At 71.0% G+C, this 22,378-nt stretch carries 18 protein-coding genes; 7 read left to right on the plus strand and 11 right to left on the minus strand.

The annotated features are described in order from the left end of the window. Position 1: 1 nt before the first annotated feature. Entirely contained in the window at positions 2-754 is a 753-nt protein-coding gene (locus STRCI_RS31915) for an isocitrate lyase/PEP mutase family protein (protein ID WP_269662416.1), read from the plus strand. On the opposite strand, the gene STRCI_RS31920 is transcribed toward STRCI_RS31915, so the two are convergent. The 3 genes from STRCI_RS31920 to STRCI_RS31930 all read right to left on the minus strand — a co-directional run bounded on the left by STRCI_RS31920 (position 743) and on the right by STRCI_RS31930 (position 2,872). Then, the gene (locus tag STRCI_RS31920; RefSeq protein WP_269662417.1) at positions 743-1,324 is read right to left on the minus strand and encodes a TetR/AcrR family transcriptional regulator; all 582 of its coding nucleotides are present in this window, start codon (positions 1,322-1,324) and stop codon (positions 743-745) included. The two genes, STRCI_RS31915 and STRCI_RS31920, sit on opposite strands and share 12 nt — an antisense overlap. A gap of 64 nt (positions 1,325-1,388) precedes the next feature. Further along, positions 1,389-2,048: a response regulator gene (locus STRCI_RS31925; RefSeq protein ID WP_269662418.1), complete on the minus strand. Its 660-nt coding sequence runs from the start codon at positions 2,046-2,048 to the stop codon at positions 1,389-1,391. After that, positions 2,045-2,872, minus strand: coding sequence for a sensor histidine kinase (locus STRCI_RS31930; RefSeq protein WP_269662419.1), 828 nt, complete (start codon positions 2,870-2,872; stop codon positions 2,045-2,047). Before STRCI_RS31930 ends, STRCI_RS31925 begins: the two co-directional genes overlap by 4 nt. Before the next feature lie 137 nt (positions 2,873-3,009). On the opposite strand from STRCI_RS31930, the gene STRCI_RS31935 reads away from it, so the two are divergent. Continuing rightward, a complete protein-coding gene (locus STRCI_RS31935) occupies positions 3,010-3,711 on the plus strand; it encodes an ABC transporter ATP-binding protein (protein WP_269662420.1) in 702 nt (233 codons plus the stop codon). After that, the gene (locus STRCI_RS31940) at positions 3,708-6,020 is read left to right on the plus strand and encodes an ABC transporter permease (RefSeq protein WP_269662421.1); all 2,313 of its coding nucleotides are present in this window, start codon (positions 3,708-3,710) and stop codon (positions 6,018-6,020) included. The genes STRCI_RS31935 and STRCI_RS31940 overlap by 4 nt, the downstream gene beginning before the upstream one ends. 37 nt (positions 6,021-6,057) lie before the next feature. Here STRCI_RS31940 and STRCI_RS31945 read toward each other — a convergent pair whose 3' ends face one another. Beyond that, entirely contained in the window at positions 6,058-7,368 is a 1,311-nt protein-coding gene (locus tag STRCI_RS31945) for a jacalin-like lectin (protein ID WP_269662422.1), read from the minus strand. Between the two features lie 271 nt (positions 7,369-7,639). On the opposite strand from STRCI_RS31945, the gene STRCI_RS31950 reads away from it, so the two are divergent. The 4 genes from STRCI_RS31950 to STRCI_RS31965 all read left to right on the plus strand — a co-directional run bounded on the left by STRCI_RS31950 (position 7,640) and on the right by STRCI_RS31965 (position 11,747). Beyond that, complete coding sequence (locus tag STRCI_RS31950) at positions 7,640-9,349, plus strand: PHP domain-containing protein (RefSeq protein WP_269662423.1); 1,710 nt, start codon at positions 7,640-7,642, stop codon at positions 9,347-9,349. Continuing rightward, the gene (locus STRCI_RS31955) at positions 9,346-9,861 is read left to right on the plus strand and encodes a hypothetical protein (RefSeq protein WP_269662424.1); all 516 of its coding nucleotides are present in this window, start codon (positions 9,346-9,348) and stop codon (positions 9,859-9,861) included. The genes STRCI_RS31950 and STRCI_RS31955 overlap by 4 nt, the downstream gene beginning before the upstream one ends. A 529-nt stretch (positions 9,862-10,390) precedes the next feature. Next, positions 10,391-11,014 carry a sigma-70 family RNA polymerase sigma factor gene (locus STRCI_RS31960; RefSeq protein WP_269662425.1) on the plus strand — a complete coding sequence of 208 codons (624 nt, stop codon included), beginning with the start codon at positions 10,391-10,393 and terminating at the stop codon, positions 11,012-11,014. A gap of 7 nt (positions 11,015-11,021) precedes the next feature. Continuing rightward, the gene (locus STRCI_RS31965; protein WP_269662426.1) at positions 11,022-11,747 is read left to right on the plus strand and encodes a hypothetical protein; all 726 of its coding nucleotides are present in this window, start codon (positions 11,022-11,024) and stop codon (positions 11,745-11,747) included. Positions 11,748-11,795: 48 nt separating this feature from the next. Here the strand turns inward: STRCI_RS31965 and STRCI_RS31970 are convergent, their stop codons facing one another. The 7 genes from STRCI_RS31970 to STRCI_RS32000 form a co-directional block, all read right to left on the minus strand. Next, a complete protein-coding gene (locus tag STRCI_RS31970) occupies positions 11,796-14,648 on the minus strand; it encodes a glycoside hydrolase family 2 TIM barrel-domain containing protein (RefSeq protein WP_269662427.1) in 2,853 nt (950 codons plus the stop codon). A gap of 37 nt (positions 14,649-14,685) precedes the next feature. Further along, positions 14,686-15,516, minus strand: a complete 831-nt coding sequence (locus STRCI_RS31975) for a carbohydrate ABC transporter permease (RefSeq protein WP_269662428.1) — start codon at positions 15,514-15,516, stop codon at positions 14,686-14,688. Further along, complete coding sequence (locus STRCI_RS31980; protein WP_269662429.1) at positions 15,513-16,478, minus strand: carbohydrate ABC transporter permease; 966 nt, start codon at positions 16,476-16,478, stop codon at positions 15,513-15,515. The genes STRCI_RS31975 and STRCI_RS31980 overlap by 4 nt, the downstream gene beginning before the upstream one ends. Positions 16,479-16,501: 23 nt before the next feature. After that, a complete protein-coding gene (locus tag STRCI_RS31985) occupies positions 16,502-17,767 on the minus strand; it encodes an ABC transporter substrate-binding protein (RefSeq protein WP_269662430.1) in 1,266 nt (421 codons plus the stop codon). 182 nt (positions 17,768-17,949) lie between these two features. Then, complete coding sequence (locus tag STRCI_RS31990; protein ID WP_269662431.1) at positions 17,950-19,794, minus strand: glycoside hydrolase; 1,845 nt, start codon at positions 19,792-19,794, stop codon at positions 17,950-17,952. Between the two features lie 11 nt (positions 19,795-19,805). Next, the gene (locus STRCI_RS31995) at positions 19,806-21,035 is read right to left on the minus strand and encodes an ROK family transcriptional regulator (protein WP_269662432.1); all 1,230 of its coding nucleotides are present in this window, start codon (positions 21,033-21,035) and stop codon (positions 19,806-19,808) included. A 91-nt stretch (positions 21,036-21,126) separates the two neighbouring features. Further along, positions 21,127-22,377, minus strand: coding sequence for a D-arabinono-1,4-lactone oxidase (locus STRCI_RS32000; RefSeq protein WP_269662433.1), 1,251 nt, complete (start codon positions 22,375-22,377; stop codon positions 21,127-21,129). Position 22,378 lies beyond the last annotated feature (1 nt).

The following is a 22,378-nucleotide window of genomic DNA, read 5'->3' on the forward strand; positions in this document are numbered from 1 at the left end:
CATGACCCCCTTCGCCCGTCTCCACCACACCGGTGAACCGCTGCTCCTGCCCAATGCCTGGGACCACGCCTCCGCCCTGGCGCTGGTCGCCGAGGGCTTCGGGGCAGTCGCCACCACGAGCCTGGCCGTCGCCGCGGGGGCGGGGCTGCCGGACGGGGCGTCGGTGACACGCGACGAGACCCTCCGGCTCGCCCTCACCCTCGGCAACGGGCCGTTCCTGCTCTCCGTCGACGCGGAGGGCGGCTTCAGCCAGGACCCGGACGCGGTGGGGGAGTTCGCCCGGCAGCTGGCCGTGGTGGGGGTCGTGGGGATCAACCTGGAGGACGGCTCGGGATCCGCCGCGGTGCACGCGGCGAAGATCGCGGCCGTGAAGAAGGCGGCACCGGACCTGTTCGTCAACGCGCGCACCGACACCCACTGGCTGGGGGAGGGGGACGAACGGGACACGCTGCGTCGGCTCGACGCCTACCAACAGGCGGGCGCCGACGGAGTGTTCGTCCCCGGGCTGTCCGACCCCGCGCGCATCGCCACCCTGGTCCGACACCTCCACGCCCCCCTGAACATCCTGTACTCACCCACCGGCCCGGCTCTCTCCCACCTCGCCGACCTCGGCGTCCGCCGCGTCAGCCTGGGCTCGCTGCTCTACCGGCGGGCGCTCGGCGCGGCGGTGGAGACGGCCACCGACATCCGGGCCGGGCGGACTCCGTGCGGCGGGACACCGACGTACGCCCAAGTGCAGGGGCTAGTGGTGTAGCGACTGCCCCGGCCAGTTCTCCAGTGCCACATGCAGGGCCTCGACCGCCCGCTCCCAGGAGCGGCGTACGTCCCTGGGGGCGCCGAAGGCGCCGGTGGACTCCAGGGCGCAGTAGCCGTGAAAGGTGCTGCGCAACAGGCGTACCGCGTCGGTGAGATCGGGCTCCTCCAGGCCGTAGGCGCGGAGCATGCCGTAGGTGATCTCGGCGGTGCGGCGCAGCGCGGGGGAGTCCGTCAGCACGGTCTGGTCGACGCGGATCTGGGTCGCCGCGTATCTGCCCGGGTGCTCCAGGGCGTACTCGCGGTAGGCGTCCGCGAAGGCCGCCAGCGCGTCCTTGCCCGCACGGCCGGCGACCGCCATGGCGATCCGGTCGATCATCTCCCCGCCCGCGAGCAGCGCGATCCGCGTCCGGAGGTCCTGGAGGTTGCGCACATGCGAGTAGAGGCTCGCGTCCTTCACGCCGAACTGCCGCGCCAGCGCTGACAGACTGACCTTGTCGAAGCCGACCTCGTCGGCCAGATCGGCGGCGGCCGCGGTGATGCGGTCAGCGGTGAGACCCGCGCGGGGCATCGGTGACCTCCAATACTGGGGGCACTAGCCTACAAGCTAAGACCCTTAGGGATCCGCCGGCGGCTCAGGTCGCTCCCGGCTGCACCAGACCCGTCTCGTACGCCAGCACCACCGCCTGCGCCCGGTCACGCAGGGCCAGCTTCGAGAAGATGCGCGCCACATGGGACTTCACCGTCGCCTCGCTGAGGGTCAGGTGCCCGGCCAGCTCTGTGTTGGACAGGCCCCGGCCCAGCAGCGTCAGGACCTCCAGCTCCCGTGGGGTGAGCGCCGACAGGGAGGCGGGCGGCGCGGGCGTGGGGGCCGCCGAGGCGAAGCGCTCCACCAGGCGGCGAGTGATGGACGGGGCCAGCAGCGCGTCGCCGGAGTCGACCAGGCGTACCGCGGCCGCCAGGTGTGCCGGGGTGACGTCCTTGAGCAGGAAGCCGCTCGCCCCGATCGACAGGGCCGTGTAGACGTAGTGGTCCAGGTCGAAGGTGGTCAGCATCAGCACCCGGCACTCCGGCGCCTCCTGGAGGATCCGGCGGGTCGCCTCCAGGCCGTCCATCGTCGGCATCCGGATGTCCATCAGGACCACGTCCGGTCTCAGCTCGCGGGCCAGCGACACCGCCTCCGCACCGTCCGCGGCCTCGCCCGCCACCTCGATGCCCCGGGCGGTCAGGATCAGCCGGAAGCCGGTGCGGATCAGCGTCTGGTCGTCGACGACCAGGACCCGGGGCCCCGTCACGGGCGGTCCAGCGGGATGCGCGCCCGGACCCGGTAACCGCCGCCGAGCCGGCGCCGGGCGTCCAGGTCACCGCCGTACACCGCGACCCGCTCCCGCAGCCCCAGCAGCCCGCGCCCCGCCCCCTGCCCTTGCCCTACCGGCCGGGGCGGGGCCTCGCCGGTCAGCACGCTCGGGCCGGTGTTGAGGACCTCGACGCGCAGGGCGTGATCGGCGTACCGCACGGTGACCTCGGCCTTGCCGCCGTCGCCGTGCCGCAGGGCGTTGGTCAGGGCCTCCTGGACGATGCGGTACGCCGTCACGTCCACCCCCTGCGGCAGCGGGCGCGGCTCGCCGGAGATCCGTACCTCGACCGGCAGTCCGGCGAAGGAGACCCGGTCGACGAGTGTGCCGAGCCGGTCGAGTCCGGGCTGTGGGACCTGGACCGTCGCTGTACCGCCCTCATCCTCCTCGACGTCCTCCCCGTCCGGCGACGGCGCCAGTACACCGAGCAGATGGCGCAGGTCCGTCATCGCCCCGCGTCCCGCGTCCTCCACCGCGCGCAGGGCCGTCGCCGCCTCGTCCGGCATGGTGCCGAGCACCTCCCTGGCCGCACTCGCCTGCACCACCATCAGGCTGACGTTGTGACTCACGATGTCGTGCAACTCCCGTGCGATACGGTCCCGTTCGGCCGTGACGGCGGCCTGCGCGGCGGTCTCCCGCTCACGCTCCAGCAGCCAGCCCCGCTCACCGACCGCGGCCCGCCACCGGCGGCGCGTCCGGATCAGCGCCACCGAAAGACCCAGCACGGCCGCACCCGCCGCCACCAGCACCATTGACTCCCACACGAGTTCACCTTGGCAGACGGCCGACCGGTGTGCATCGGCCGGGAGATGCAGGGCCTGCATCCCAGGGATGAGACGGGCCGCCGACTGCCATCCGGGGACGGATGCCCGCAACCGCAGTGCCCCGTAGCGTCCTCGCCATGGTCACAGAGGACAGCGGGGTCGTCGTACGACTCGACGGAGTGCGCAAGGAGTATGGCGAGACCACGGCGTTGGACGGGGTGTCGCTGCGGATCGCGGCGGGGGAGGCCGTGGCGGTGATGGGGCCCTCGGGGTGCGGAAAGTCGACGCTGCTCAACATGATCGCGGGGCTCGACCGGCCGAGTGCCGGGTCGGTCGTCGTGCACGGGGAGAGTGTGGGGGAACTGTCGGAGAAGGGGCTCGCGCTGTACCGGCGGCGCCGGATCGGCATGATCTTCCAGTTCTTCAATCTCATCGACGACCTCTCGGCGCTCGACAACGTCGCCCTCGCCGCCCAGTTGACCGGCAGCCCGGCCCGCCAGGCCCGCCGCCGCGCCCTGGAGCTCTTCGAGGAGCTCGGGATCGCCGACCGGCGCAACGCCTACCCGGCGGTGCTCAGCGGCGGCGAGCGGCAACGCGTCGCCGTGGCAAGGGCGTTGATGAACCGCCCCGCCCTGCTGCTGGCCGACGAGCCGACCGGCGCCCTGGACAGCCGCTCGGGCGAGCAGGTGATGGACCTGCTGATCGACCTCAACCAGATCGGTCAGACCCTCGTCCTGGTCACCCACGACGCGCATCTGGCCCGGCGCTGCGCTAGCCGGATCGTCGAGTTCGCCGACGGCCGGGTCGCCGGCGAGCACAGCCTGGAGCCGTCCGCATGAGGGCGGTCTGGCGGGCCGCGCGCGCGGCGGTACGGCGGCGCAGGCTCCAGACGCTGGTGATCGCGCTGGTCACCCTTACCTCCACGGCGGCGATGGTGGTCGCCCTCGGCCTGGTCGATGCCGCCTCGGCCCCCTTCGACAAGGCGTTCGGCAAGCAGCGCGGCCCGCATGTCGTCGCCGCCTTCGACCGGGACACGGTGTCCGACGCGGCACTCGCGCGTGCGGCCCGGCAGCCCGGGGTCGAGGCCGTCGCCGGTCCCTACGCCGAGGTCTCGGTCGCACTGCCGCAGAACTCCATGAACTTCGGCCTCGGCAGCGAGATCACGGTGGTGGGCCGGGCCGGACCCGACGCCCCCGTGGACCGGCTCGACGTGTGGGCGGGCCGCTGGCCGACGCGCCCCGGCGAGATCGTCCTCAACCGGGACTCCGACTGGGCCGCGGACGACCTCGGCAAGTCCCTTCAGGTCCCCTCCGGCCCCCGGCTCACCATCGTCGGATTCGCCTTCGACCTCAGCCGCACCGCCGACGCCTGGGTCACCCCCGAACAGGCCGCCGCCCTCGGCCCGAAGACCACGCAGCTGCTGTTCCGCTTCACCGACGCCTCCTCCGAGGACCGGCTGCGCTCCTCGCTCGCCACGGTGACGGAGGCGCTCCCCGCGGACGCGCTCACCGCCTCCCGGTCCTACCTCACCCTCAAGGACCGGGTGAGCAGCGCGGCACGGGCGTACACGCCCTATCTGATGGCCTTCGGGATCCTCGGGATCGCGGTGGCCGTGCTCATCATCGCCAACGTCGTCAGCGGCGCCGTGATCTCCGGGCTCCGGCACATCGGCGTACTGAAGTCCATCGGGTTCACGCCGGGGCAGGTCGTCGCCGTGTACCTCACGATGATCTCCGTCCCGGCGGTCCTGGGCTGTGCCCTGGGCACGGCCGTGGGCAATCTGCTGGCGCGCCCCTTCTTCGAGTTCGTGTTCACCGGGCCGGATGCCGGGATCTTCCACGACAGTGTGACCGTCCCCGCCTGGGTCAACGTCCTCGCCCTGCTCGGCATGCCCGCGGTGTGCGTACTGGCCGCCCTCGCACCGGCGTTGCGCGCGCACCGGATGTCCGCGGCGCGGGCGATCAGCGCGGGCAGCGCACCACGGACCGGGCGGGCACTCGGCGTCCAACGGCGGCTGGCCGGGAGCCGGTTGCCCCGGGCGGTGAGCCTCGGTGTGGGGTTGCCGTTCGCCCGCCCGGGACGCAGCGCGCTCACCCTGGCCGCGGTGGTCCTCGGGGCGGCGACCGTCACCTTCGCGACCGGCCTCGCCACCACCATGGAGCGGTTCGGGACCGCGGGCCGCGACGCCTACCAGGTCACGGTGTACGCCAGTAACTTCAAGGACGGCCGGGAGGTCCTGCCCTCGCACGACGACCGGGCGCTGCACGACCTGCTGGCCGGGCTGCCAGGGGCGCGGGAGGTCACCGCGCGGGCCGATGTCGACGTCCGGATGGCCGGCTCCTCGCACGAGGTGATGCTGGAGGGACGCCGGGGCGACCGGCCACGCCTGGACACCGTGCTCACCGAGGGCCGCTGGACGCGGGCCTCCGGCGAGATCGTCGCCGGATCCGCCTTCCTGCGCCAGAACGGACTGCGCGTCGGCGACCACCTGCGTCTGGAGCGCGGCGACCGCAGCGAACGGGTGCTCGTGGTCGGGGAGGCGATGGAGAGCAACTCCCAGCTGATCATTGCCGATTGGGCGACGCTGCGGGCCCTGGCGCCCGGCGAGGACCCCATCGCCTACCACGTGCGGCTGCGCGACGGAGCCGACCCGGACGCCTACGCGCGGGCCGCGCGCGCCGCCGACCCGGGTGTCTCCCCGACCCCGACCGGCTCCAACTCCGTCACCCAGACCATCATCGGCTCCGCCACCGCACTCACCCTGATGCTCACCCTGGTCGCCGCGCTGGGCGTCTTCAAAACCGTTGTCCTCAACACCCATGACCGGCGCCGGGACCTGGGCATGCTGAAGTCCATCGGCATGACTCCGGCCCAGGTCACGGCGATGACGGTGACCTCGATGGCGGTGCTCGGGGCGCTCGGCTCCCTGCTCGGCGTACCGCTCGGCATCGCCGGGCACGAGCTGGTCGTGCCGCGCATGGCGGACGCCGTGGACATCACCCTGCCCGGCTACATGACGGACGTCTGGCAGGCCCCGGCGCTCGCGGGCCTGGCCCTCGCCGGGGTCGTCATCGCGGTACTGGGGGCGCTGGTCCCGGCCCGGCGGGCGGGGCGGCTGACGGTGGCGGAGGTGCTGCGCAACGAATGAGGGGGCCGCGGACCGACTCCGCAGCCCCCTCCCGCACTCAGCCGATCGGCGCGTACAGCACCCCCAACTTGTCGATCTCATCCCCGGACCGCCCCGTGAAGCCCACGATCTGCCAGCCCGACGGCGCCGTGAAGGTCTTCGCTTCGGACGTCGCCGTACCGGCGGTCACGCTCCGCCCCTTGTCGGTGCCGAAGGCGGCCGAGAAGATCCGGGTACGGCCGTCCTTCTGGCCTTGCGTCAGCTTCACCGAGGTGAGGTGCTCACCGGAGGCAAGGGTCAGCGAGGCCGCGGTGCCGCCGGTCCCGCCGTGGCTCAGCGTCGTACCGCCGTCGTGGGCGAGCGCCACCGCGTCGAGGCGGGAACCGCCGCGCAGGGTGAGGGTGTGGGGAGCGGGCGTGGTGGGGAGGTCGTCCGCGTCGTTGAAGGCCGTGCCGTGCGGGCCGCCGAAGAAGTCGCTCGCCCGCAGCGAGGAGTTGACGGTGTAGGAGAAATCGACCGAGTGCGGGAAGTGGTCGGAGAGGTGCTCACCATCGGAGCGCAGGAAGGACGCCCACTCGTTGTTGTAGCGGGTGGCGTTGAGCGAGACGAGGTCGCTGCCCCGGTAGAGGACCTTGTCGACGACCTCGCAGTCGTTCGTCGGCGCCGCCGCGTCGCAGACCAGCGCCTCGCTGCCCTGCGCGGGCGCCGTACCGCCCTTGACCAGGTCGACCCACGGGTCGGTGAGACCGTTCTCCGACAGCAGGGTGCGGATGTTGTCACCCGCGCGCGTGTACCGGGTGTTGGTGTCGCCCATGACGATCACCGCGTTCCCGGCCGAGTTGGCCTGGATGAAGTCCGACAGCTGCTCGATGTTGGCGCGGCGGGCGGCGAGCGCCGCGTCCGTGGTGTCGGCGTTGGTGTGGACGTTGTACAGGTCCACGAAGACGCCCTCGGCGAGCCGGACCCGGGCCAGCGTGAAGCCCTTCGGGGTCAGACAGTCCGCGTTGGTGCAGTCGTTCCAGTCGACCCGCTCGAAGTCCTCGAAGGCGTGGTCGGACAGGGTGTTGAGGCCGTCGCCGAGGCCCGCGCCGCCGCTGGTCGCGGTGCGGTGGGGGTGGGTGTCGTTGGCGTACAGGGAGGCGTGGTAGTTGAAGTCCTCCTGCACATTGACCAGGTCGTACGTGCCGAGGCGCTGACCGATCAGCGGGGTGTTGGTCTCGGGGTCGCTGTCGCCGAGGCCGAGGGGGAGGCCCGCGATGTTGTAGGTCAGGACGTCGAAGGTGCCGGAAGTGGCCGCTTCCGCGGGGGCGGCGGCGAGGCCGGTGAGGGCCAGCGCGGCGGCCGCGAGGGTACCGAGGACTCGTCTCATGGTGGGGGTGGCTCCGTGGGGTGAGGGAGAGGTGAGTGGTAGCAAGCGGTTGCCAGTGAAGCTGAACGGAGCTCAGGTTCGATGTCAACTGGTGTTACGTGCAACATTAGTTGGGGAATCTGTGAGGGGCGTGGGGGTTCCGCCGTGTGGGGGGCACTCGACGGCTGCACGTTGCTTGTTCAGCGTTCATGTTTCGCCTCGATCCTCCACACGCGGCGTGATCGCGCCGCGGAGTCGGCCGCGGGCAGTCGGCGGCAACTGGGAGGGCGTCATGGGCCACGGGCATCATCACCACCACCATCACCACGGACACGACCACGACCACCACCACGCGGAGGTGACGCCGCTGCCCGCCGCCTTCGACGTCAACGTCCCCGATGAGGCGCTCACCCCCGAGCAGCAGTCGCGCCGTTCGCTGCTGCGCCGCGCGGGCCTGCTCGGCGCGGGTCTCGCCGCCGGCAGTGTGCTGGCCGGTCAGACCCCGGCCGCCGCCGCTGACAACGGTGTCAGCCGCACCCGCCGGAGCAAGGGCTTCCTGTGGCTGGCCGGTGACCACCACATCCACACCCAGTACAGCAGTGACGGCAAGTACCGGGTCGTCGACCAGGTCCGTCAGGGCGCCAAGCACGGTATGGACTGGCTGGTCATCACCGACCACGGCAGCACCACGCACGCCAAGATCGGTGTCGAGAAGGTCAACCCGGACATCCAGGAGGCCCGCTCGGCCTACGAGGACACCCTCGTCTTCCAGGGCCTGGAGTGGAACATCCCGGCCGCCGAGCACGGCACGGTCTTCGTCCACCCGGGCAGGAACGAGGTCTCCGTCCTCAAGCAGTTCGAGACGGACTACGACGGCAGCGTCAAGGGCGCCTCCGACTCCACGCCCGCCAACGAGGCCCTCGCCATCGCGGGCCTGAACTTCCTCGCGGAGCAAGTGCAGCGGCGCAAGGTCAAGGACGCGCTGATGCTCGCCAACCACCCGGCGCGGCGCGGCGTCGACTCCCCGCACGAGATCCGCGGCTGGCGGGACGCCACCGGCGCGGACCGCCAGATCGCCGTCGGCTTCGAGGGCGCCCCCGGCCACCAGGCCGCGGGTCTGCCTGCCCCGCTCGGCATGGCCCGCGCCCGCGGCATCTACGACAACAACCCCAGCGCCAACTCCTACGCGGGGTACCCGCCGGAGAGCTACCGCACCTGGGGCGGCTTCGACTGGATGACGGCGACCGTCGGCGGCCTGTGGGACAGCCTCCTCGCCGAGGGCAAGCCCTGGTGGATCACCGCCAACTCCGACTCCCACCAGGTCTACGCCGACACCGCCGGTCGCGGCGGCGGCGACTTCAACACCAACGGCCGCTACGACGACCCGGTCTATGGCGGCAAGATCGACGTCACCCAGGGCGACTACTGGCCCGGCCAGTACAGCCGTACGCACGTCGGCGCCGACGGCTTCTCCTACGCCGCCGTCATGGACGGCATCCGGGCCGGGCGGATCTGGGTCGACCACGGCCAGCTGATCAGCGGCCTCGACGTCCGGGTCGCCGGCGGCAGCCGCTGGGCCACGCTGGGCGGCGCGCTGCACGTGAAGAAGGGCACGAAGGTCACGCTGAGCGTGGACATCGCGCCGGCCGACGGCCCCAACTGGGCGGGCTTCCTGCCCAAGCTGGCGCGCGTCGACGTCATCCAGGGCGACATGACCGGTGCCGCGTCCGACCGGGACACCCTCACCGCGCCGACCGCCAAGGTCGTCAAGTCCTACGAGGTGGACAAGGCGTCCGGCACCGTCCGCCTCACCTACGAACTCGGCCGGGTGGACCGCCCGTTGTACGTCCGGCTGCGCGGCACCGACGGGAACCGGTCCGCGGTCGGCGCGAGGGGCGCCGCGGTCGACCCCGCGGGTCCGGCGATCGACGTCGTCGGTGACGCCGACCCGTGGGTGGACCTGTGGTTCTACTCCAACCCGGTGTGGGTCCTGCCGTCGTGACCCAGGGGTACGCCCTCACCGTCGACCCGGAGCTGCGGGACCTGCGCGCGGCCGATCACCTGCTGCTCCGGCTGGCCGCCGAACTCACCCTCCCCGAGGGTGCGTTCGGCTGCACGCACCTGGTGCGCGGGGACCGGCCGCGGGTCGCGCTGTCCTTCACCTGGCCGTCCGAGCCCCTCCTGCGCACCGCCCGGGAGGCGCTCACCGGCCAGGGTCACGAGGTGCGCGACGGCGTCCCCGACGCCGTCGGCCGTGCCGTGGCGTACCCCGGCTCCGCGGCGCTCACCGGCACGCTGACGATCACGGAGCTGCTCGACCGCTCCGCGATCGACCGTGTGACGGTCCTGGGCGCCGCGGAACCCCCGCGCCCGGACACCCGCCTCATGACCCGCGACCACGTCCGCCCGCACTGGCAGGACGGCGCCCTGGTGCTCTCCGCGATGCCCGCGGTGGGCGGGGTCCTGGTCCCCTTCGAGGTGCGGGACCCGACCCCGTGCTGCGCGGACCACTGAGCCCGAACCGGCGCATTGGTATCAGCAACGACCAAACGTGATCTGTGACACACCGTCAAAGTAGTTGCTGGTGTGTCACGTTCGCGCAAACGGTGGTCGGAGTTCATCGGATTCGACGGAACCCCAGCTCGGGGGCGTGAGAGGTGAGCGGGCGCAAAGGCGGGGATACCCGACAGTAGGCGGAGGGGTACCTTCCGTCAGGAAGATCTGCTCGGCGGGCTGCACGTTTGGCGGGTGGGATCCGCTTATCTGTTTTCCAGAGCAACCAGGCTCCAGGTGTCCGGCCCGCAACGACACGGGGGACGGAGCGGTACGGCACCGTCGGAAAGTGAAGGAAAACACCCACTGTGAACTACGACGTAGCCGGCCTCGTGCTGGCCATCGCCGCCGCGGCGCGCTCCTACGCGCCCGACGTGTGGTTCTTAGTGCGACGCCTCCTCGGCGCCGGAGTCCGCATTGGGGCATCCGCCCTGAGCGATCAGCCCCAGTCCCCCGTGACCACGGCCACCCCGACCCCCGGAGGCCGCCGATGACCAGTCCCGCCCCCGACCCCGCAGGACCCACGACCCGCACCCACCGATCCGTCATGCCCCCCGAGTTCTGGGCGTTCCAGGCCCGCTACGACCGGGCCTGCCTGGAGTACGGCCGGATCCACCTCGGCGACGCCACCGCCGCCCGCCGGCTGGTGGACACCACCTTCGTCCATCTGGCCACCATCTGGGGCCGTCTGGAGGTCATGGACAACCCCGGCGGATTCGCCTGGGCCCTGTTCAAGCGGCGCGTGCACGGCGAACTCGCCGCGCAGGGCCGTAGCCCCGCCACCACCGAGACGCTCGCCTTCGCCCGCGCCATCAGCGCCGCCAGCGCACCCCTGCTCGGCGCCTTCCGCTCCACCTTCCATGCCGAATACGGCGAGCAGTTCGCGGAGTTGGAGGAGGGCATGGGGCTGTACCGGGGGATGACCCGGCTCAGCGAGCGTCAGTTCGACGTGCTCGTGCTGCGCGACGCCCTCGGCTTCGCCACCCGTGACACCGCCCTGATCATGGGCATCAGCGAGGCCACCGTCCGCTCCACCCGCCGTACCGCCAAACACCGGCTGGCCGCCGCCATGGGGTACCGGTCCGACGCCACCCCCGACGACGACAAGGAGTGACCCACGCATGAGCCGCACCCCGCGCAGCATCGAGGAGGCCTTGCGCCGCGCGCGTGTCTTCCGGGGCGAGTACACCCACGCCGACCTGGAGTCCGCCCGGCACCGCCTGGCCCGTCAGCTGCACGAGCTGCGCTGGGTGCGGTTCTTCTCCGCCCTGCCGAGCGGCGCCGGACAGGACCGTCCGGCGCCCGCCGCGCTGCACGACCAGGCGGCGCGCGATCTGCGTCTGCTGTGCCGCGGCACCGTCCATCACGACGGTGCCGCCCGCCGCATCACCGCCTTCGACGCCAGCCGCGACCCCGACGGCGCCCTGCCCTTCGCCTGTCTGCTCCATCTCGCCGGACAGGAGGAGGGCGCCCAGTTCTGGTGGCAGTACGCCGCCGGTGCGGGCAGCGTCACCGCGGCGCTCTGTCTGTACCTGCACCATCTGCGCCACGGCGAACTGCGCGACGCGCAGCACTGGGCCGACCAGATACACCGCCTCAACGGCATCGACTGGAACGGCTACACGCCCGTCCCGCACCACGCCGACACCGACGGCGGCCACACCGTCCACTACACCCTGCCCGCCCCGCCCCCGGCCCTGTCCGAACGCGCGGTCCAGGACGCGGTGCACGATCTCGACACCCCGCACCACGGCGGACTCGGTCCCGTCCCCCAGCCCGTCCCGGCACTCGCCGACCACTGGGCGGAGCTGACCCCGCCCCCTGGTCAGCCGTTCACCCCGGTGTAGCCGTGGTGCGGAAGGTCCGGGTGACTGCCCGGACCTCGATGGCGCCGCTCAGCTCACCTCCGAGAAGACGAACGAGAACTGTGCCGGTTCGGCCCGCAGGAAGTAGCGCGGCAGCGGGCCGGGGCCGCAGGACTGGGAGCCGATGCCGTGCTGTCCGTGGTCGAGGTTGACCCAGACCCGGTCGCCCGGCGTGAGGTCGGTCAGGTGCCGCGCTGCTTCGAGCTGCTCGGTGGTCCAGCGGCGGGCGGTGAACCAGAACTCCGGGTCGCCCTCGATCCGCAGTCCGCCCAGCTCCACCCAGCGCACGTCGGCGCGGGCGCCGTTCTCCTGCGGGCGGACGTACGGGGTCTGGAGGCCGTCCACCGTGGACTCCCAACGGCCCAGCCTGGACGCTGACTTGGAGTCGGGGTAAGCCTCACCCGGACCGCCCCCGAGCCAGCGCACCGCGTCGGCCCCGGCCAGGGCGAACCGGACGCCGAGCCGGGGGAGCGGCACCGTCCAGTCGCCCTGGGGGGTCACCGACACCGTCAGCCGCAGCCGATCGCCGTCGGTGGTCCAGCGGTACACCGTGTCCAGGCCGATCTCCCAGGCGGCGGGCGCCACCCGGGTCCGTACCGTCAGCGCGTCGGTGCCCGACTCCACGCCGTCCAGCCGGTGTTGCATGCGGTGCAGGCCGAACTTCCGCCACAGCAGCCCGTGGCGGAGGTCCGTCTGCCACTCGGCGCCGTCGTCGTTGTCGGTGGGCGCCCGCCACACGTCCAGCCGGGGCGCGCCCACCTCGACGCCGCCGACCCGCAGCAGCGCGCCGGTACGGGCGTCGAAGGCGCCCGGGCCGAGGCGGACGATCCGCTCGCCCGAGACGGGCGCGACGCCCGCCGCCACCGAGGGCTTCACCCGCTCGGTGACCGGGAGTTGGACCCAGGCCACCTCATGCCCCTGCGGCGCCCACGCGGTGTCCTCGGCCAGCACCGCCCGCACCGTCCAGAGCGCCTCGCCGCCCCGGCCGTGGGCGGGGGCTTCGGGCAGTTTCACATCGGCCGAGGCACCCGGCGCCAGCCGCGGCATCGCCAGCGTGCCCGCCTCCACCGCCAGGCCGTCCACCTCGTACGCCCACTCCAGCGCGAGCCCGGACAGATCGGCGAAGTCGTACCGATTGACCAGGCGTACGGTGCCGTCGGCGCCGTCGCCCTCGAAGCGGACCGGCTCGATGACCTTCTTGTACTCGACCAGACCCGGGGACGGCGTCCGGTCGGGGAAGACCAGCCCGTCGCAGACGAAGTTGCCGTCGTGCAGTTCCTCGCCGAAGTCGCCGCCGTAGGCGTAGCCCAGCTCGGGGTGGCGGATGCCGTGGTCGATCCACTCCCAGACGAAGCCGCCCTGGAGCCGCTCGTACCGTTCGAACAGCTCCTGGTAGTCGGCGAGTCCGCCCGGACCGTTGCCCATGGCGTGGGCGTACTCGCACTGGATGAAGGGGAGTTCGCGCCGTTTGCGGGTGCCGCCGTCCAGGCCCCGCCCGATCCGCTCGACCTCGTCGTGGAAGGCGTACATCCGCGAGTACACATCCGTGTCCCGGCAGTCCCCGTCGCCCTCGTAGTGCACCAGGCGGTCGGGGTCGCGGCCACGGATCCACTCCGCCATCGCGGTCAGGCCGCGCCCGGTGCCGGCCTCGTTGCCCAGCGACCAGAGGATCACCGACGGATGGTTCTTGTCCCGCTCGACCATCCGGGCCGCGCGGTCCAGCAGGGCCGGGGTCCAGCGGTCGTCGTCGACGGGGTTGTCGCGCCAGTCCTGCTCGGTGAAGCCGTGGGTCTCCAGATCGCACTCGTCGATGACCCACAGGCCCAGCTCGTCGCAGAGATCCAGGAAGGCGGGGTGCGGCGGGTAGTGGGAGGTGCGGACCGCGTTGAGGTTGTGCCGCTTCATCAGCAGCACGTCCTCGCGCATGGTCGCCAGGTCCAGCGCGCGGCCGTGCTCCGGGTGCCACTCGTGCCGGTTGACGCCCTTGAAGAGGAGCGCCGTGCCGTTGACCTTGATCAGGCCGTCTTCGAGCACGACCGTGCGGAAGCCGATCCTGAGCGGGACCCGCTCGCCCTCGGTGGCCAGCACCCCGTCGTACAGCCGGGGCGTCTCGGCGGTCCACGGCTCCACCGGCACCGTCGCCGACTCCCCGGTCGCGAGGTCGAGACCCAGCTCCGGCACGGTCACCCGGCCCTCGGCCGCCGAGTCCACCCGCAGCGTGCCCGCGCCCCCGACATGGTCGTAGGAGGCGTGCACGAAGAAGTCGCCGACGGCGCCCGCCGGGCGGTTCAGCAGGGTGACGTCGCGGAAGATGCCGGGCAGCCACCACTGGTCCTGGTCCTCCAGGTACGAGCCCGCGGACCACTGGTGGACCCGGACGGCCAGCACATTGCCGCCCGCCTTCAGCAGGTGCCCGACCGCGAACTCGTGCGGCAGCCGGGAGCCCTTGAACTCGCCCAGCTCGGTGCCGTTCAGCCAGACCCGGGCGCAGGACTCCACGCCGTCGAAGCGGATCGTCGCGTCCCCGTCCGCGGGCCAGTCCTCGGGGAGGTCGAAGCGGCGCAGGTGGTCGCCGGTGGGGTTGTCCGTCGGGACGTACGGCGGGTCCACCGGGAAGGGGTAGAGGTGGTTGGTGTAGATGGGGGAACCGTGCCCCTGGAGGACCCAGTGGCCGGGAACCGTCACCGGTGCCCAGTCCGTGGCGTCGTACCCCTCGGCGGCGAAGGAGTCGTCCTCGGCGTCCGCCGTCGCCGACAGCCGGAAGCTCCAACGGCCGTTGAGTGAGAGGGACTTCGCGTCGGAGGACGCGTACCGGGTGCGGGGCGGCAGGGCCCCGCGGCCCGGTGAGACGTCCTCGACGTAGGTGGTGGTGCGGAAAGACATCGGACTCCAGGTCTCGGAAGGTCTTGAAGGCTGGTCGTCAGCCCTTGATGCCGGTCTGCGCGACGCCCTGCACCAGCCAGCGCTGGAGGAACAGGAACACGAACACCAGGGGCAGGATGGACACGGCGGTGGCCATGAAGATCAGATGGAAGTTGACGGTCTGGTTGGTCATGTAGGAGGAGAGCGCCACCTGCACCGTCCACGCCTCCTGGTCCTGGCCGATGACCAGGGGCCACAGGAAGGCGTTCCAGCCGCTGATGAAGGTGATCGTCGCGATCGCCGCGAAGAAGTTCAGCGAGTTGGGCACCACGATCCGCCAGTACGCGCCCCAGTAGCCGAGCCCGTCCACGCGTGCCGCCTCCTCCAGTTCCTTGGGGAACCCGAGGAAGTACTGCCGGAACAGGAAGCAGGTGAAACCGGAGAAGAGGCCCGGGATGACGAGCCCGCGCAGCGTGGAGACCCAGCCCAGCGAGGAGACCAGCACGAAGCTGGGCACGAAGGTGACGGCGGTCGGCACCATCAGGGTCACCAGGACGGCGTAGAAGATCTTGTTGGCGTGCCGGTAGGGGATGCGGGCCAGGCCGTACCCGGCCAGTGAGCACACCAGCAGGGTGCCGAGGGTGTGCAGGACGCCGACGACCGCGGAGTTCCACAGGGACTGGCCGAAAGGCACGGTCGGGTCGTCGAAGAGCTCGGTGAAGTTGCCCCACTGGATGTCGGTGGGGAAGAACTTCCAGTTCTCGCCGGTGATCTCGGCGTCCGTGGACAGGGCGTTGCGGACGATCAGATAGAAGGGGACGAGGAAGAGGAAGGCGGCGAAGCCGGTGGCGATGTACAGGCCCGTGGTGGTCGTCCGTCGGGTTCTCACTTGGCCTCCTCACCCCGTCCGAAGCCCATGATCTTCCCCTGGAGCAGGGTGACGACGCAGATCAGCAGGGTAAGGATCATGGCGCCCGCGCTGCCGGCGCCGTAGTCCTGGTTCTCGCCGAGGGCCGTGTAGTACAGCTCGACCAGGGGCGGTCGGCCCCACGTGGTCTTGGCGAGCAGGTTGAAGAACTCGTCGAAGGCCTGGTAGGCGGCGACGAGCAGGAGCAGGATCACGGCCGTCGAGGTGGCCCGCAGCTGGGGCAGGGTGATGTGACGGAAGGTCTGCCAGCCGGGCTTGGCGCCGTCGATGGCGGCGGCCTCGTACAGCTCCGGCGGGATGTTCTGCAGGGCCGCCAGGAACAGGATCATGTAGAAGCCGGACTGGAGCCAGAGCCGTACGGTGACGATGACCAGCCAGTACCAGGGCGGGTTGGGGTCGGCCAGCCAGGCGATGTTCTCCACGCCGAACCAGCTCAGTACGGTGTTGGCGAGGCCGAAGCGGACGCCGCTGAAGACGGACATCTTCCAGATCAGCGAGGCGGCCACGAAGCTGACCGCCGTCGGCAGGAAGAACACCGACCGGAAGAACGCCTTCATGAAGCGGATCCGGTGCACCATCAGCGCGAGGCCCAGCGAGAGCGCCCAGGTGATGGGGACGACGATGGCGGCGAAGACGGTGAAGGTGATCAGGGACTCGACGAACTTGTCGTTCGTCAGCATGTACGAGTAGTTCTCGAAGCCGATGAACTCGCTGGGGGTGACGGTGTAGCGCGCCTCGAAGAAGGAGAGGTAGGCGCTCCAGCCGATCGGGATGTAGACGAAGATTACCAGCCCGATCAGGAACGGGCCGGTGAACAGCCAGAAGTTGAGGGTGCGGCCACGGACCCCGCGCCGCCGCGGGACCGCGGGGGTCTCGTCGGCGGCGGGGCTCTTGGCGACACCGCGCGCGGTGGTCGTCGACATGACGTGGTGTTCTTTCCGCCGGCCTATCCGAACAGCTTCTTCAGCTCGCGGTTCACCGTCTTGTCGGCCTTGTCGAGCGCGGCCTCGGGGCTGCCGCCCTTGCGCACGGCGTCGGCGATGACGCCCTCCAGGGCGACGATCATGGCCTGTGTCCAGGCCGGGTTGTCGAAGTGCCCGAACTCGTTGAAGAGCTTGACCCCTTCGGCGGCCAGGCCCGACTTCAGCTTGTCGGCGGACTCGGCGAGCGAGGTGCGCGGCGGGATGTGGAAGCCGTAGGACAGCGCCCAGTCCTCCTGGTACTCCTTCTGGTCGATCCACAGCCACTTGACGTACTCCTTCGCCTCGTCCAGGTGCTTGGACTTGGCGTTGACGAACATCGACCAGCCGCCGTTGGTGACCGCCTGCTTCCCGGCCGGCGCCGAGGACGGGAAGGGGATGATGCCGACGTCGTCGCCGAGCGCCTTCTCGATCACCGGCATCGCCCACATGCCGCACCACTGGATGGCGACCAGGCCCTGGGTGATGGCGGAGGGGTCCCACCAGTCGGCGGGCGCGTCCAGGAGCATATGGCCGTCCTTGAACATCGTCCGCAGCTTGCCGAGGCCGTCGGCGACCGCGTCCGTGTGGTACGCGATCTGGTTCTTGTCGTCGAGGGTGTCGGCGCCCGTCGACCAGATCAGCGGGTTCATCACCGGGGTGACGGAGTTGCCGAGGAAGACGCCCTTGACCTTGTCGGTGGTGAGCTTCGCGGCCGCCTCGACCAACTCGTCCAGCGTGGTGGGCGGTTCGACGCCCGCGTCGGCCAGCATCGACTTGCGGTAGTAGAAGAACTGGGGGTCGTCGATCATGCGGACGCCCCATATCTTGCCGTCGATGGTGTGCGAGGCGATGTCGGCCTGGTTGAAGTCGTCCTTGACGGGGTTGATCAGGTCGCTCAGATCGGCGACCTGGCCGCTGCGGACGAGCTGGATCTGCGGGTGGAACTCGAAGACGTCCGGCGCGTTGTCGGTGAGCAGGGCGGAGAACAGCTTGCTCTCGAAGTTGGTTCCGGTGATCCACTGCGTGGACACGTTCGCCTTGTCGTAGGCCTTCGCGTACTTCTTGATCGCCTGCTCGGTGCCCGCCTCGCCGTAGGCGTGGAAGTACTGCGTCAGGCTGGTGCCCGAACCCGACCCGCCGCCACGGCCGTTGTTGCCCCCGCACGCGGCGAGGCCACCCGCGGCGGCCAGACCCATGGCGGCGCGCAGAACGGTGCGGCGGTCCCAGTTGCTGTTGCTCAGTGCCGACATCTGACGTCCTTGTCTCTCGTGCTGCTGCTCTTGCGGTGCGGGACGTTAACCTTCGGCTAATGCTTCGGCAAGGGGTTGGACGAAGTCTGTTCGAAGCGTTGCGCGGCGTTCGGAATTCCGGACGCGACGGAGTCGCGGGCCGGCGCACCAGCGGCCCGCAACTCCCTTTCAGGCGTTACCGGTTACTGCCGGAACCAGGCTTGGTTGGTCCCGCCGTTGCAGGTCCACAGACCCACCTCGCTGCCGTCCGCGGTGGCCTGTCCACCGACGTCCAGACACTGGCCCGTGGCCTCGCTGACGATCTGTCCGTTGGCGTTGAGCAGCCAGCGCTGGCCGGCGTCACCGGCGAAGGCGGCGCTCGTGGTCAGCCCCGAACTCCCGGCCGTCAGATAGCCGTTGGAGCCCTTCAGCGCACCCCTCCGGTCGTACGACCACTCCTGCCCGCCTCCGCTGTCGCAGGTGCTGATCGTCACCGCCGCCGTCAGGCACTTCCCGGACTGCTTGCCCTGCCAGGCGCCCGTGACGGCCGAACTGCCCTTGGCCTTCTGGTCCAGGACATACGTCGTGACGGACCGCGCCGGAAGCGAGGCCGACACCGTGCCACCGCTCACCGAGGGCTTGGCGACGTGCGCCCAGTCCTCCGTGGCCGAGGTCCGCACGGCCTGCGAAGCCCGCAGTGGTGTCCGGCTGTTGAAGTGCAGGTCGAGCGAAGTGTCGGTCGTGTTGTGGTTGTTGACCACGACGACCCACTTGCCCTTGCGGTCGTAGGCGCTGACCTCGACACCCTCCGGCACCCCGGTCACGTTGTGCGCGACCGAGCCCGGCTTGACGAACTTGCTGTACTGGCCGAGCGCGTAGTACCGCTTGGTGAAGTACAGGGTCTGGTTGCCGTTGGTGGCGTAGTCCGGGTCGTAGTAGATCAGGCCGTCGTTCCAGCCCGCGTCGTTCTTGGCGTACGGGTCGGTGCCGATCATCTCCGACAGGGCCACCCACCAGTGGAAAGCGGAGTCATGGGCGACCGCGAAGTCCTTGTGGATGATCCGGGACAGGTTCAGGCCGCCGTCGATGCTCGGGTCGTACTCCTGTGCCCAGCCCGTACCGCCCTTGCCGAAGCAGCAGATCTCCGTCGACCAGGACTCGATGCCGACCTTCTTCGCGGTCTCGTAGACCTTCGCCCGGTTGGCGTCGCTGGGGTTGTCGTAGGTGTGGTGGGCGAGCTTGTCGACGTACTGGGCGGTGCCCGGCTCGCTGATCCACCGCGGGACCTCGTCGTTGAACTTCACCGTGCTGGTGGCCTCGTCGGCGATGATGCCGGTCCGCTGCCCGCGCGCCTCCTGCTCGGCGCCGAGCGCCCGCACGATGTCGTCGCGCTGGGAGACATCGACGAGCATGCCCTCCTGGCCGCAGGAGTCGAAGCTGTTGGTGGGCTCGTTGAAGGGACTGATCCAGTCGAACTTCTGGCCGAGACGGGCGAAGTGGTCGGTGACATCGGCGACGTACTTCGCGAAGTCCTGCTCGTTCTCCGCCTTCAGATACCCGCCGCAGCTCTTGCCGTTGGTCTTCCACTCGGCCGGGGCGCTGTTGACGAAGGCGACCAGGTCCTCGACGCCGTACTTCGCGGCGTAGGCGAGGAAGGTGCGGCCGCCCTTGTCCTTGGACCAGTCATAACTCCCGTCGTCGTTGCGGAAGTCCTCCGGGGCGCGGGACGGGGTGGTGACCGCGATGCCGCCACCGCCGATGTTGTAGCGGTAGTTGCTGAGGTCGAGTCCCTCCGAGGAGAACAACAGCTTCGCCACCCTGGCCTGGACCTTGGGGTCGAAGTTCTTCAGGTCGTTGACCCACCAGGCGCCGGAGGCACCGATGTTGTCGATGGTCTGCGCGGAGTACGGGGACACTTCGGCCGCCATGGGGGTTGCGGCCGACGCGGATGCGGCATGGGGGGCGGATATGAGGGGGCCTGCGACAGCGAGCGCGGCCGCCGCGGTGAGCAGCGCCGGTCTCTTGGTGCGGGGGTGAGTCACGTGCATCCCTTCCGTCGTCATGAAGGTGGTGCGGTACGGCTCCTCTTGGGCTGCCTCTGCCCGACGGTCCGCAGGGCGCCTTCCAGCGCGAACGTGGCCGCGCCCAGGCACACCGGGTCGGTGGGGATCGGGGAGAGGACGATCTCGGTGGCGGCCATCGGCCGCGGCAGCGCGTGCCGGGCGACGGCCTCGCGGACCTCGGCGACCAGGGGCTCGCCGAGGGCGGTCGCGACCCAGCTGCTGAGCACGACCACTTCGGGGTTGAACAGATTGACCAGGTCGGCGATGCCGGCGCCGAGATAGCGGACGGTGTCACGGACCGCCTTGAGCGCCACCGGGTCGCCCGCCTCGACACGCCGGGCCAGCGCGGCGATGGTGGCCGTCTGGTCCTCCGGGTGCAGCAGCGCGCTGTCGGCGCTCAGCTCCCGCAGCGTGAGCATGATCCCGGAGGCTCCGACGTACGCCTCCACGCAGCCGTGCTTGCCGCAGCGGCACAGCCGGCCGTCCAGCACGATCGTGGTGTGGCCCCACTCGCCGGCGCTGTTGCTGACACCCCGGTGCAGCGCCCCGCCGAGGACGAGCCCGGCGCCCACGCCGGTGCCGAGGTTGATCACCACGGCGTCCCCGCGCCCGCGCGCGGCCCCGAACCAGAGCTCGGCGACCGCGGAGGCACGCAGCGGGTTGTCCAGGTAGAGGGGGTAGGCGATGTGTTCGGTGAGCAGATCGAGCAGCGGCACCTCGTGCCAGTCCCAGTTGGGCGCGTACTCGGAGGTGCCGGTGGCGCGGTCCACCTGCCCCGGCACGCTCACCCCGACGCCGAGCACCCGGGAGCCCTCGACCCCGGCCTGCGCGACCACCGAGCCGACGGCGGAGGCGACATGGCCGACCACCTGCTCGGGCAGGGACTCGCCGGGGCGTACGTCCTCCTCGGCGCGGGCCAGCACGTTCAGCGCGAGGTCGAACAGCTCGACATGGACGTAGGTCTCCGCGATGTCGACGCCGATCAACGCGCCCCCCGACGCGTTGACCGCGACCAGGCCGCGGGGGCGCCCGCCCGCGGAGTCCTCGAAGCCGACCTCGGTGATCATCCGCAGGTCGAGCAGCTCGCCGACGAGCGTGGCGACCGTGGCGAGGCTCAGCCCCGTGGCGGCCGCCAGCTCCTGCCGGGAGGTCGGTGACGCGGCGATGATCTGGCGCAGCACCTCGTAGCGGTTCGCGGTGCGGATGTCACGTGAGGTGCGCTTCATGAGGTGCCGTCCGTCCCTTCTCGCGGGCCGGGTCGACATCAGCACCGGCGCGGCGCAAGGCTATGGCCTGCGAGGGACTTTCGACAAGGGGTTAGGAAAGGGGGTGGAGGAAGTCGCGCACGAACGCGTTGGTGAACTTGCCGCCCGGGTCCAGCGACCGCACCAGCTCCCGGAAGTCACCGACCCGCGGATACCGCGCACGCAGCTCCTCGGCCGCCATGGTGAACACCTTCCCCCAGTGCGGCCGGGCCTCAAGACCCGCCAGCGCCTCCTCGACCCGCCGCACCACGGGCAGCACGGCCGTCGCGTCCTCGACCCAGGTGAAGTGCAGCGCCATCGTCTCCCGCCCGTACGACGGAGACATCCACTGCTCGTCGGCGGCCACCGTCCGCACCTCGCAGGTCTGGAGCACCGGCGCCACCACCGTACGGATCGCGTCCAGCGCCCGTAGCGCGTCCATGGCGCACGGCCGGGGCAGCAGGTACTCCGACTGGAGCTCGGCGCCGCTGCTCGGGGTGAACTCGGCCCGGAAGTGCGGCAGCCGCTCGTGCCAGGGTCCCGGCACGCCGAACTGCTCGGTGCAGTTGACCGCGGGCATGCCCGGCACCGGGTGCAGCTTCTCGGTCGCGGGCGCGGCCCACGGGAAGTCGGCCAGCGGTTGGTCGGTGCGCCGCTTGAGCCACACCTGCCGGAAGCCCGGCGCGGCCCAGTCGGTGAACAGACTCACGCTGTACGCGGCCCTGGCCACCGTCTCGAACTCCAGCCGCTCCAGCGGCAGTTCGGTGAACACATGCTGCTCCACCTCGAAGGCGGGCTCCAGGTCCAGGGTGAGCGCGGTGACGACACCGAGCGCGCCGAGGGAGGTGACGGCACCGCCGAAACGGGCATCGTCCCGCCCGATCCGCATGCTGTCCCCCTCGGCTGTGACCAGCTCCACCTCCCGCACAGGCGCGGCGAGCGAGCCATTGGCCACCCCCGACCCATGCGTACCGGTGGCGACCGACCCGGCAACGGAGATGTGCGGCAGTGACGCCATGTTCGGCAACGCGAGCCCCTGCCCGTCCACGACCCGCGCCAGCTCCGCGTACCGCACCCCGCCACCGACCCGCACGGTCCGGGCGGCCGTGTCGACGTCGAGCGGTGCGGGCAGCCCGGCGAGCGACACGAGAACCCCATCCGCCCCCGGCTCGGCGATCTCGTTGAACGAGTGCCCACTCCCCAGCACCCGCACCCGCCCACTCCCGGCCACCAGCGCCCTGAGCGCATCGAGCGAGCGCGGCCGGTGCAGCTCCTTGGCGGCGTAGGTGATGTTGCCGGCCCAGTTGGTCACGGTCCCGGTCATG

Source organism: Streptomyces cinnabarinus (assembly GCF_027270315.1).
Taxonomy (GTDB): domain Bacteria; phylum Actinomycetota; class Actinomycetes; order Streptomycetales; family Streptomycetaceae; genus Streptomyces; species Streptomyces cinnabarinus.

Bases quoted from the DNA above. Each gene is read 5' to 3' on its own strand.
- STRCI_RS31915 (WP_269662416.1), top strand. From the start codon at position 2: ATGACCCCCTTCGCCCGTCTCCACCACACCGGTGAACCGCTGCTCCTG.
- STRCI_RS31960 (WP_269662425.1), top strand. From the start codon at position 10,391: ATGACCAGTCCCGCCCCCGACCCCGCAGGACCCACGACCCGCACCCAC.
- STRCI_RS31995 (WP_269662432.1), bottom strand. From the start codon at position 21,035: ATGAAGCGCACCTCACGTGACATCCGCACCGCGAACCGCTACGAGGTG.
- STRCI_RS31990 (WP_269662431.1), bottom strand. From the start codon at position 19,794: ATGCACGTGACTCACCCCCGCACCAAGAGACCGGCGCTGCTCACCGCG.
- STRCI_RS31940 (WP_269662421.1), top strand. From the start codon at position 3,708: ATGAGGGCGGTCTGGCGGGCCGCGCGCGCGGCGGTACGGCGGCGCAGG.
- STRCI_RS31985 (WP_269662430.1), bottom strand. From the start codon at position 17,767: ATGTCGGCACTGAGCAACAGCAACTGGGACCGCCGCACCGTTCTGCGC.
- STRCI_RS31935 (WP_269662420.1), top strand. From the start codon at position 3,010: ATGGTCACAGAGGACAGCGGGGTCGTCGTACGACTCGACGGAGTGCGC.
- STRCI_RS31920 (WP_269662417.1), bottom strand. From the start codon at position 1,324: ATGCCCCGCGCGGGTCTCACCGCTGACCGCATCACCGCGGCCGCCGCC.
- STRCI_RS31945 (WP_269662422.1), bottom strand. From the start codon at position 7,368: ATGAGACGAGTCCTCGGTACCCTCGCGGCCGCCGCGCTGGCCCTCACC.
- STRCI_RS31950 (WP_269662423.1), top strand. From the start codon at position 7,640: ATGGGCCACGGGCATCATCACCACCACCATCACCACGGACACGACCAC.
- STRCI_RS32000 (WP_269662433.1), bottom strand. From the start codon at position 22,377: ATGACCGGGACCGTGACCAACTGGGCCGGCAACATCACCTACGCCGCC.
- STRCI_RS31965 (WP_269662426.1), top strand. From the start codon at position 11,022: ATGAGCCGCACCCCGCGCAGCATCGAGGAGGCCTTGCGCCGCGCGCGT.
- STRCI_RS31970 (WP_269662427.1), bottom strand. From the start codon at position 14,648: ATGTCTTTCCGCACCACCACCTACGTCGAGGACGTCTCACCGGGCCGC.
- STRCI_RS31980 (WP_269662429.1), bottom strand. From the start codon at position 16,478: ATGTCGACGACCACCGCGCGCGGTGTCGCCAAGAGCCCCGCCGCCGAC.